The 10,179-nt window shown below is 41.4% G+C and carries 11 protein-coding genes and 1 pseudogene; 4 read left to right on the top strand and 8 right to left on the bottom strand.

Features of this window, described 5'->3' with window-relative positions:
- Nucleotides 1-81: 81 nt before the first annotated feature.
- Entirely contained in the window at nt 82-1,311 is a 1,230-nt protein-coding gene (locus B4F08_RS09980) for an MFS transporter (RefSeq protein ID WP_086209007.1), read from the top strand.
- A 124-nt stretch (nt 1,312-1,435) separates the two neighbouring features.
- Here the strand turns inward: B4F08_RS09980 and B4F08_RS09975 are convergent, their stop codons facing one another.
- The 5 genes from B4F08_RS09975 to B4F08_RS09955 form a co-directional block, all read right to left on the bottom strand.
- Nucleotides 1,436-1,735: a DUF3817 domain-containing protein gene (locus B4F08_RS09975; RefSeq protein ID WP_087527333.1), complete on the bottom strand. Its 300-nt coding sequence runs from the start codon at nt 1,733-1,735 to the stop codon at nt 1,436-1,438.
- 143 nt (nt 1,736-1,878) lie between these two features.
- Nucleotides 1,879-4,029, bottom strand: a complete 2,151-nt coding sequence (yccS, locus tag B4F08_RS09970) for a YccS family putative transporter (RefSeq protein ID WP_291374283.1) — start codon at nt 4,027-4,029, stop codon at nt 1,879-1,881.
- Between the two features lie 217 nt (nt 4,030-4,246).
- Nucleotides 4,247-4,798, bottom strand: coding sequence for a superoxide dismutase family protein (gene sodC / locus B4F08_RS09965; protein ID WP_086209006.1), 552 nt, complete (start codon nt 4,796-4,798; stop codon nt 4,247-4,249).
- A gap of 144 nt (nt 4,799-4,942) precedes the next feature.
- Nucleotides 4,943-6,064, bottom strand: coding sequence for an AI-2E family transporter (locus B4F08_RS09960; protein WP_162900251.1), 1,122 nt, complete (start codon nt 6,062-6,064; stop codon nt 4,943-4,945).
- Between the two features lie 137 nt (nt 6,065-6,201).
- The gene (locus B4F08_RS09955; protein ID WP_086209004.1) at nt 6,202-6,846 is read right to left on the bottom strand and encodes a ParA family protein; all 645 of its coding nucleotides are present in this window, start codon (nt 6,844-6,846) and stop codon (nt 6,202-6,204) included.
- 123 nt (nt 6,847-6,969) lie between these two features.
- Here B4F08_RS09955 and B4F08_RS09950 point away from each other — a divergent pair, with 123 nt between their 5' ends.
- Nucleotides 6,970-7,443: a Holliday junction resolvase-like protein gene (locus B4F08_RS09950; protein ID WP_291374282.1), complete on the top strand. Its 474-nt coding sequence runs from the start codon at nt 6,970-6,972 to the stop codon at nt 7,441-7,443.
- Nucleotides 7,444-7,516: 73 nt separating this feature from the next.
- On the opposite strand, the gene B4F08_RS09945 is transcribed toward B4F08_RS09950, so the two are convergent.
- Nucleotides 7,517-8,143 (bottom strand): class I SAM-dependent methyltransferase, encoded by a 627-nt coding sequence (locus tag B4F08_RS09945; RefSeq protein ID WP_291374281.1) that lies wholly within the window; start codon nt 8,141-8,143, stop codon nt 7,517-7,519.
- Between the two features lie 174 nt (nt 8,144-8,317).
- Between B4F08_RS09945 and B4F08_RS09940 the strand changes: the two genes are divergently transcribed.
- Nucleotides 8,318-8,878, top strand: coding sequence for a hypothetical protein (locus tag B4F08_RS09940; protein ID WP_086209001.1), 561 nt, complete (start codon nt 8,318-8,320; stop codon nt 8,876-8,878).
- Between the two features lie 188 nt (nt 8,879-9,066).
- On the opposite strand, the gene B4F08_RS09935 is transcribed toward B4F08_RS09940, so the two are convergent.
- The gene (locus B4F08_RS09935) at nt 9,067-9,399 is read right to left on the bottom strand and encodes a HopJ type III effector protein (RefSeq protein WP_086209000.1); all 333 of its coding nucleotides are present in this window, start codon (nt 9,397-9,399) and stop codon (nt 9,067-9,069) included.
- 221 nt (nt 9,400-9,620) lie between these two features.
- Here B4F08_RS09935 and crcB point away from each other — a divergent pair, with 221 nt between their 5' ends.
- Entirely contained in the window at nt 9,621-9,998 is a 378-nt protein-coding gene (crcB, locus tag B4F08_RS09930) for a fluoride efflux transporter CrcB (RefSeq protein WP_291374280.1), read from the top strand.
- Nucleotides 9,999-10,115: 117 nt separating this feature from the next.
- Here the strand turns inward: crcB and B4F08_RS09925 are convergent.
- Nucleotides 10,116-10,179, bottom strand: a pseudogene (locus B4F08_RS09925) (50S ribosomal protein L31); the annotation flags it as partial.

Here is a 10,179-nt window from a genome sequence, read left to right as displayed (position 1 = left end):
CAGTGCTTGCCATTGGGCTTAGTCGTCTCTCCCTCCAACGGACTTCGCTCAGGCTTGTACGCATTTTATATGTAGATAACAATGCAAAACGTACAAACTTTAAAGTTAAGCCGTGCCACATTGATGTTTCCTTTGGCATTGGTTTTATTCGAATTTTCGGTCTATATCGGTAATGATTTAGTCCAACCTGCCATGCTCGCCATTACCCAAGATTTTGGGGTCAGCAGCGCATGGGCACCGTCGTCCATGTCTTTTTATTTATTGGGCGGTGCCTGTGTCGCATGGCTGCTTGGGCCACTTTCAGACCGTTTAGGCCGCAAAAAAGTGCTGCTCTCGGGTGTGGCATTTTTTGTGCTGACCTGCCTTGCAATTTTACTCACTCAAAATATTGAGTCTTTTTTGGCACTCCGCTTTTTACAAGGTGTGGGGCTGTCGATGATTTCTGCGGTGGGTTATGCCGCAGTACAGGAAAGTTTTGAAGAGCGTGATGCTATTAAGGTCATGGCTCTTATGGCGAATATTTCTTTGCTAGCACCGTTACTTGGTCCTGTGGTCGGGGCATTTATGATTGACCATGTGTCATGGCATTGGGGTTTTATTGGCATCGCCTTTTTGGCTTTTTTAAGTTGGTTTGGTTTAAAAGCCAAAATGCCTGCGACACAGCACAGTATTCCTAAAAAGCCACTACGTTATATATGGGATGATTATAAAACGGTCTATAAAAATAAGACTTTTTTGGCGCTCACCTTTGGTTTGCCTATGGTGGCCATGCCATTGATGTTGTGGATTGCACTGTCACCCGTAATCTTGGTCGAGGAACTTGGCCTGAGCAGTATGCAATACGGCTTGGCGCAGTTCCCTGTCTTGGGTGGTCTCATTCTAGGTAATATTGTGCTGATTAAAGTCATCGACAAAATGGCACTGGGTAAAACTGTGTTACTCGGTTTGCCCTTGATGTTCATCGGTACGCTGTTGGTGGTGCTCGGCACGATTTTCCAAAGCTATTTCTTACCGTTACTGATTGTGGGGATGACTTTGGTGAGCTTTGGTGAAGGTATTAGTTTTTCAGTGTTATACCGCTTTGCGTTGATGTCATCTGAAGTATCTAAAGGGACAGTTGCCGCAGCCGTTTCGGTACTGATGATGTTTACGTTTTTCTTCGTGATTGAACTGGTGCGTATGGCGTATGTAGAATTTGGTCTTTGGGCTTATAGTTTGGTCTGCCTCAGTTTAATTACCCTGTGGTTTAGTTTTCCACGTGCGACCGTGAAGAAGGTGATACAAAGCCGTCTTGAGAGCGGTGTCTACTAAGATTTTATTCGCTGAATTTAGCGAAGTTCTCATCAAAAAAGCGCCCATTCAGATGAATAGGCGCTTTTTTATTATGGCTTTAAATAATCCTTTTAAAGCCAGTATTTAAAAATGGTATTAAAACTCAGGCTTCCGCTTGCTCAGGTTCTAGTTTTTTAATTTTGGCATCAAATACAAAAGGCCCAAAGGGTAGAATGGACGCGATCAAACCTAGAATAAACATCTTCAAAGACCATTTTTGCTTTTCACAGACTACAAACAGCACGATGAGAAACAGGATAAATAATACGCCATGCCCCATACCGACATATTTGACTAGGATCGGGTTATCAAAGATGTATTTCATTGGCATCGCAATAAATAACAACAGTAAAAAAGAAATCCCTTCTAAAAATCCTACAACACGTAATGTCTGAATGTTCATGGTCAAAAATCTATGAGAATGAAGCTCGAGTGTACTCAAGAATGAAAGAAAAATGAACTATTTAAGATACATAGCCAAGCTGAGCCATTTGGGCCAAATTGAAACATTTTGAGGGCTTCGGATGACATGGATTATTTAATGACTTATTTAATATCTCGGGTGAGTAGTTCGGTTTTCAATTTGAGCAATTCTGGTAGGGTTTCCAGTAGTAGGCTGATTTGTTTGAGTACCAAGTGCAAGTGCTGACTCATTGTTTCTTGTGTGTTTAAGTATTTGATCTCTGCCAGTTTCTGTTGAATCTCTCGCTCGGGTAAGGTCTTATGCTGAAGTAGTACGTCATTCAGCGTGTTTTTACACCAGAGCATGAGTTCCAGTACTTGGTTGTCTTGTACCAGTTCACGATGGCTGCCCAAAGCAGAAATATAGCTGAGTTGACTGTGGCTATATACCAAGTAGCGAAAAGCATGGTGTATCAGTTCTGGGTTTGGATTCGGTTCAGTACTGAGACTAGAAATCATGCTTGCAAGTTCAGTTTGGGCATTGTGTGCAGCACGCCGTGCTCCGCGATAAGCCATGCTATTGTTTTTGCCCTGCTGGTACTGTTCACAAATGGCATCAAAATAGTTGAGGGTGCTATCAGAAGCTTTTTTTATGGTGTTGGAAATATTACGAAAGTCCCAATCAGGCCAGATGAAACTGACCGCGAACCACGCAATGGCGCAACCCATTAGAGTATCCATGATCCTCGGTAAAATAATGGCATAGCCTGCACCTTTTAAATTAAAAATCAGCAGTACCATGAGTGTTGCCATTAGAGTTGCCATGGCATATTTTTTAGAGCTGAGATAGAAAAAGCACACCCCAAAAATGATGGTCAGCAGTAATTGCCCTTCAATACTTGGGACGAAATACAGCAGAGGAATACCTAACATCACCCCTAAAATGGTGCCCAAGGTTCGCATTTTTAAGCGACTTTTGGTGGCGAAATAACGCATTTGGCAGACAAATAACCCTGTCAATAAAATCCAGTAGCCATGTTGGGCAAAAGGCAGAAGAGAAATGCCATAACCCACAGCAAAGACAAAGGCGATACGTACCGCATGTCGAAACAGTGCCGACTGCGGGGTGAGATGTTGGCTGAGTTTGAGCCACAGATCGTGCCAACCATGAATATCATCATCGTATAAGTTGAGGTTGTCGATGTGTTCTTGATAGCGTTGCTCTTGGCGTAATTGCAGTTCATTTAAGTGTTGAAAGCGTTCATGCACATTGTCTAAGTTATTTAAAATCAGTTGTAGATTTTTGACTTCAATATTATGTGGATTGTCTCGAATCCAGTCTTGCATGGAACTGTGTAAATTCAGCAATGCTTGATTCGTATTGGGATCTGAGACATAGATTTGATTGCTGAGAATACAGCGTGCCAATGCCTGACAGGCAAGGGCCTGCAGCCGAATATTTTTTTGAATACGGAAAATAAGATCTGTACGGCTGAAGTTCTGATGTAGCTGTTCATAGTGTAAATAATTAGAGCTGGCTTGCTCATGAATGTCTTGAGCCAGAAAGTATAAATTCAGCCAATAAATCGTCTTTTGGTTGGCACGTGAGGCCTTTAGTCGAGTGAGCAGCGAACTTTTGGTGCTATTAAAGCTTTGAATAATTGTGCTGTTTTGTAAGGATAAGTCGTAGAGTAATGCTTCAACATTGTTTTGATTATCAGGGTCAAACAAACGTGCTTTGGCATTGAGTAAATCTGCAATTTGCTTAAAACAGCGTGCTAGATTGTCCTGAACGGCCAAAGTTGGTTTTAGCAGATAAAACACAATGGCGGTACAGCCATACCACAATGCGCCCAAGACAAAACAACTGGGTTGAAAGTACCAAACTGAATATTCTCCTAAGCCAAACATGCTGTATAAGGAGAGTAAAATGGTGCCAAAGCTCATCGCTGCATAGCGTTGTCCAAGTGCCCCCAGTAAGATAAAACAGGCACTAGAAAGCGATAAGTAAGTGATGAATATGAATTTATAGGGATGCAGGAAATCTAAAATACTGCTGACACTAAAGAACAGCACGCAGACATAGACTAGGTTTCTGAGACGAATACTAAGTCGATCATCGAAGTCTGTTAAGGCAGTTGCAATCGCACCTAACGTCGTCGGTACGATCAGTTGTTCCAGTCCTAAAAAGTAGAGCCCTAAGGTTGTACCACTCAGCACGATAAAAATTTGCAGGCAATACATAAAAATTGCATTGGACTGAAAAGATTGAAACCACAGGCGAAAATTATTCACGATGTCATTGTCTAGGCTTGATTTTATTTTGCTTTTAGCCTGAACGTTTTTTAGCATACTGTCAATTTAATGCGATTGAACATCACATGAAAAAGAGAGTAAAAAGCGATAAAAACACAGCAGAAAGTTCATCCGCTGTGTTGTGTGTATAAGTCAGAACTTATCCACAGAAACGAATATGAAGCACTTTTTTTTACATGCTAAGGATGCGATAGATTTATTGAATTACACCACACGCGATACGATCGCCACCACCGCCGAGTGGTTTAGGACTATCTGAGTAGTTGTCGCCACCTGCATGCACCATCACCGCTAAACCTTGTATGTTTGCTAAACTCAAACGAGGTGCAAGTAAATTGACTTTCGCATTACCTGCTGAGTCGACATTCAAGATGGGTAAATCACCCAGATGACCATTGAGCGGTGTACCGTGGTTGGGTGCTTTTTCGGGGTTAAAATGTCCGCCAGCAGCTAAAGCTGCAACTGGTTTCCCTTCTTTTTCAGCCACATCACATGAGCCTTTTTCATGGATGTGAAAACCATGTGGGCCCGGCGGAAGCTGGCTTAAATTGGTTTGAATAACTAGGCCAGCAGGGCTGTCGGTAAAACGAATGGTACCAATTTTTTGTCCCACACCTGCAGTTGAAACCGCATGAACATCGACATTTTTGACCATCGTGTTACTTTCAGTTGGAGTCGTGCTACATGCCACAGTCCCTAAACCAATCAACGCCATGAGCGCACTTAGTTTTAAAGTAGAAGACAACATATTAGATCCTTTTTCCTTAAAATTCAGAACCATTCAAACAAAGGCAAGGCTTGGGTTCAATGTTCTCCGTACAGTGTTTTTGTATCTGACATAAAAAAACGCATGCTCTCGGTGAAAGCATGCGTTTAAGTTATTTCACTAAAGTTATTTTTTTGGCGTGTCCAATGGCTCTTCAGGTGGATCATAAGCTAATGTCGCTTTCGGCATCATTAAGGGTTCATTGACCTGCTCATGCAACCATTCACGCCAAATAGCTAACAGCACGGCTAGGATCACAGGGCCAATAAATAAACCGATCATACCAAAGCTGGCTAAACCACCTAGCACACCAAACATGATGAGTAAGAATGGAATTTGAGTTGCACCTGAGATCACCAATGGGCGAATCACATTGTCCGCTGTACTCACGACACAAACACCCCAAGCCATCACACCTATAGCCTCAATGGTTTGACCTTGTGAGAACAACCACAGTGATACGGCACTATAAGCGACAGGAGGGCCAAATGGAATCAACGCAAATAAGAAGGTAACAATGGTGAGTACCATTGGATTTGGAACACCTGCAACAAAGTAACTAATGCCTGCCAAGAGTGCTTGAGCAACAGCTGTAAGCCCTACACCATACAGCACGGCGCGTGTTGTTTCAGAAATGGTATCTAAATAGTGATGAATACGTGGTCCAATCACCATTTCAAGTGCCTTGCTAACCTGACTTAAAATGGTTTGTCCATCACGGTAGAAAAAGAATAAAGACATGACTGCAAAGCAGAGTTTGAAAATATTTTTACTGATTTCACTGAGAACTAAACGACCATAGCTTAAGTGGCTTTGGAACCAACCTGAAACATTTTGTACGATGCTATTGGGGTCAGTATTGATTTCTTTTAAGGTCCGTGTGACTTCCTTACCGATAAAAGGTAAGTCACGGATAAATTGAGGCACATCTAAGTGACCAGAAAAGACCTGTTTTTGTAATTCGTAAAATAAGCTCCGACCTTCGTGTTGCAGCATAAAGATTGCAAAGGTCAATGGAATTCCGACCACCAATATAACCATGCTGATCATAATGGTTGCACTTAAAGTCGGACGCGGTCCACAGAGCTTCTGCACGGAGTGATATAAAGGCCATGTGATATAGGCAATAATCGCAGCCCAAAGCACAGGTACAATAAAGTATTTTAGGACTTGAAAGCTCAAATAGAACAGAATAAAAATCAGTCCAAATAACAATACTTTTTGTAAGGCTGGTGCGTATCGTTGCACGGTATTCACTGCTATATCTCTAAGGTCAAAGTCATATTAACTGAAAAAAATGCGAACGAGAATCTACCCTTGGTAAGTTCTCGTGAATTACAGAACATAAAAGCAGAGTTCATTGGCTTATCTTTATCTTCAATGCCTTAGAACCACGCACTTGGATCATCGACAATTGCATTGAGCAAAGGTTGCCATTGGCTTTGGATGGTTAAATAATTTTTTTGTGTTTTATCAAATATGCTTAAGCCTTGCATTGCCAATTGACCATACGCGGTACGCTCAGAAATCCATGCGATCGGTTGCTGTTCAATCTTTTCAAAAAAGTCTTGAATGTCTTTGGCACTGGCGCTGTTGGCTTTGACCCGATTGGCTAAAAGGAGAATTTGAACTTTACCTTTACGGATACGTTTAATCTCTTGCAAGTGTTTTAAAAAACGTCGTGTACTGTCAATATCAAAAAATGAAGGTTGCAGTGGGGTCACAATTGCATGTGCTTCACTCACCAGTTGTTCCGCATGTTCACCAGACAGTGCGCCTGGTGCATCAATAATTAAATATTCAATATTTTTAGGGACTTCACCAATTGATTTTTCATGACGCCAATCCAAACTTTCAATATGTGCTACGTGGTCAGGGCGTTGTTTTAACCACTGACGGGCAGACTTTTGATTATCAGCATCGGCCAATGCGACCTTATAACCTTTCTGTGCAAGTGCTGACGCTAAATTAATTGCGGTTATCGTTTTGCCACAGCCACCTTTTTGGTTTGCAATTAATATCGTTTTCATGACCTTAAATGATTTTATTCTGCTCATCCCTAGCATATCATTCTTTTGTGTGCTGGATATGACACATGACCAAAGTTATAAGCTTAAATCTTGCTAGCAGTAGCACAAAATTAGGAAAAAACCATGTCCATATGGATGGCAATGTTGATCGGTGCAGTAATTGGTGTGGTCTTGACCACCCTTATTTTAAGTCACAGCCGAAATGGACGCATCAAAGCAGAATATGAGCGCTACATTGCCGAATTAGAATTAGAGCATCAGCAGGCTTTGGCTCAAGCACAAAAGCGCAGTGTCAATACCAGTCGAGCGGTGCTTAAAGGCAAAATGGCAGAGCAACTGGCACCGATTATGCCGCAGTTTGAATACTTACCCAGTGATGCTAAATTTTTGGGAGATCCTGTCGACTATGTGGTGTTTGATGGTTATACCGACCTGCGTGATGGTGAGGGGAGAGCGGAAGATATTGAAATTGTTCTCATTGATATTAAAAGCGGTGGGGCGAGGCTGACCAAAGGACAAGTGGCCATTGCGCAAGCGATTCAAGCAGGGCGGGTACGTTTTGAAACGGTACGCATCGACTTTGATACGGCGGAATAAGCCAAGTAGCAACAAACATATCCATTCAATCGAACAACTTCAAATACAGCATGATATGAATATTGCGATTATCTTAATTGGGTTTTTGCGCACGAGCAAAGTACATCAGTTGTCCGAGTTTCGGGATTCCCTCAGCATAAAAGTAGTGTTGTTCTATCACATTAAATCCTGCTGTTTTTAAGGACTGTTCAATATTTCGATTGAGATGGCAGCCATCCGCTAAACGCTTTTGCACAGGCGTGAGTAAGTGTTGTAGGCGCTGAATATACAGGTTATTGGTGTTTAACACATGCTCCACTACATGTAAGGTACCGCCGGGTTTGAGCACGCGTAATATTTCTAGCAAAGCCTGTTCTAGCTCTGCAATACTACACAGCGTCCACGTACTGACTACATGTTCAAGGCTGCGGTCAGCAAAAGGTAGCTTTTCTGCCCGTGCTTGTAAGTGATGTACTTCAAACGAGGCCGCCTGTACCCGCTCTATAGCCAAATGATAAATTTCAGGGCTGGGTTCAAGGGCATAGAGTGTATCGACATTTTGATAAAAAGGCAGATTCAGTCCTGTACCAAAACCAATTTCCAATACCTCTCCTTGAATCGGTAAAAGTAGTTCACGGCGCTTGTCCATTAAACTGGGTACTTGCATGACCTGATTTAATACATGTGGAAAAATGTGTTGTTGATAATATTTATAAAGCATGAGCGAATGAATCTTTTTTTATTGTTGGTTAGCCTAACTGAAAAATGCTCTAGCTAAAAGTAGACTGCATAATTCGTTCACAATGTTACTAAGTTCATAAGCTTTTTTTCAGGAAACTGGACTAAGATGAAAATTGATTCATATTTTCCTAGGTTGATGGGAATGAGGTTTGCAATGAAATCTAAATTTATCTTACTCAGTTTACTCTCAAGTTTACTGTTGCCGATTAGTGCCAGTGCCACTGTAGATTACAACATTGCTAAAGGTCTTGCACCAGCCTCAAAGGATCAATCTATTTCTGTATTGAAACCGTTTAAAGGGGATTTTCGAATTTTGGGTTCAAAGACCTATTCGGAAGATGAGCAAGCCAAATTTTCACCGATAGACTATGCAGTGAGTTGGGGGTTATTTGCTGAGCCTGAAATTGCACGACATATTACTGTGAACCAATACGACCGTTATCTCAATTGGAAAATTGATCGCCTGCCTGTACCTGCTGAGCAAGCGATGCAGATGGTTTCGAATATGCACATCATTCCAGCCAACCCTGAAATTGCGAAACAAATTAAACATGTAAAACGTGGTGACTTGGTTCGTTTAAAAGGTGATTTGGTTGAAATCAAAGATAAAGATCTGGTCTGGACGTCTTCTTTAACCCCAACCGATACTGGCGATGGCGCTTGTGAAGTCTTTCGTGTCAGCTCAATCCAATGGATTGAACGGGTGAAGGGATAAGTGATAAATCAGGTTAAACGAGTTCTTTAGACTATGCTGTTCGACAGGATTGTAGGACAGAACAAACCATATCGTCTTGCTCCACGTGAAACTTATTTAATATATGCTGTAAATGCTTATAGATACTTAATTTTAAAATATTTTATTGATAAACCACGTTCAAATTGTTTAAACGTGGTTTTTTATCTTTATTTTGCGGTTAATGCCGTACCATCAAACGCAATACCATCCCAACCATTCAACATGAACTGACGAATATTTTGATGATCCGTTGCATCAGGTGTCGCTAAAACAGAGGCATAGTGTTCTGCAAATAAGCTTAAGGTTTGTGCTTGATCGAGACCTTGAAGCTGTGCAAACGAAAACACTTTGGCACTGCCTTGGTTTTCAGTTGCCGCATTGTGTTGTAAACCATTTTTAAACGCAGTTGGCGTATGTGTATAAGCAGCTTCAATAAAAGCCAGTACATCTGAAAATTTTGCTTCGCCCGTTGCAAGCTGAGCCAATAAGACCTGTGCCATGTGTATATGTCCGATTAAATTTATGCTCACATCATACCCAAAAAGTGTAGGTTTGTGAGTTTTGCATTTGAGAAAACTTTTGAGCTTATTTTAAGAATCGGCTCAAGCTTGAAAAGCCTTGATGTCGGTAGATTGATTCGGGTTTAATAGGTCTAGTATTGATGAACTGTGGATAACTTTGGACTTATCCATACAGCTTTTGCGAAAAATAGGGCAATTAAATGAATTGGATCTTGGTGGCTTTGGGCGGTGGAATAGGGGCCTGTTTACGCTATGGTGCAGGCTTATTGCTCTTCAAACCGAATATGAGCTTTCCATGGCCGACGTGGTGGATCAATATTATCGGTTGTTTTACTGCGGGACTATTTTTTGCGCTCAGTCAAAAATATCCAGTACTTCAACAAGAAGCACGTTTATTTTTAATGGTGGGTATATTGGGCGGTTTTACCACTTTCTCAAGTTTTGGTCTCGAAACGTTTCAATTACTGAGACAGGGGCAAATGCTACTCGCTTTGAGTTATGCGTTATCAAGTTTAGTGGTGGGCGTGATTGTACTGGGAATAGGATTCTATTTACTCGACAGCCTTTTTAAGCCTTAAATATTTTAGAGCGTCATTGTCGCAATTGAAGACATAAAAAAAGAAGCCTAAGCTGGAGGAGGTCTTAGGCTTCTTGATATCTTTACTATAACGCGTATAGCTTAAAGAAAAATGAAATTATTGTGAGCGTTTGAAACGCGCGAAACGTTTGTTGAAACTTGCAACACGACCTTCATTACTG

It is taken from the genome of Acinetobacter sp. UBA6720 (genome assembly GCF_002454215.1).
Classification (GTDB): Bacteria; Pseudomonadota; Gammaproteobacteria; order Pseudomonadales; family Moraxellaceae; genus Acinetobacter.
Note: the sequence above shows the minus strand (reverse complement) of the source record. Positions and strands in the feature narration are given on the sequence as shown.

What these genes read in the sequence shown, in the direction of transcription:
- B4F08_RS09980 (WP_086209007.1), top strand. Translation starts at nt 82, where the DNA reads ATGCAAAACGTACAAACTTTAAAGTTAAGCCGTGCCACATTGATGTTT.
- crcB (WP_291374280.1), top strand. Translation starts at nt 9,621, where the DNA reads ATGAATTGGATCTTGGTGGCTTTGGGCGGTGGAATAGGGGCCTGTTTA.
- B4F08_RS09940 (WP_086209001.1), top strand. Translation starts at nt 8,318, where the DNA reads ATGAAATCTAAATTTATCTTACTCAGTTTACTCTCAAGTTTACTGTTG.
- B4F08_RS09975 (WP_087527333.1), bottom strand. Translation starts at nt 1,735, where the DNA reads ATGAACATTCAGACATTACGTGTTGTAGGATTTTTAGAAGGGATTTCT.
- B4F08_RS09950 (WP_291374282.1), top strand. Translation starts at nt 6,970, where the DNA reads ATGTCCATATGGATGGCAATGTTGATCGGTGCAGTAATTGGTGTGGTC.
- B4F08_RS09955 (WP_086209004.1), bottom strand. Translation starts at nt 6,846, where the DNA reads ATGAAAACGATATTAATTGCAAACCAAAAAGGTGGCTGTGGCAAAACG.
- B4F08_RS09945 (WP_291374281.1), bottom strand. Translation starts at nt 8,143, where the DNA reads ATGCTTTATAAATATTATCAACAACACATTTTTCCACATGTATTAAAT.
- sodC (WP_086209006.1), bottom strand. Translation starts at nt 4,798, where the DNA reads ATGTTGTCTTCTACTTTAAAACTAAGTGCGCTCATGGCGTTGATTGGT.
- B4F08_RS09935 (WP_086209000.1), bottom strand. Translation starts at nt 9,399, where the DNA reads ATGGCACAGGTCTTATTGGCTCAGCTTGCAACGGGCGAAGCAAAATTT.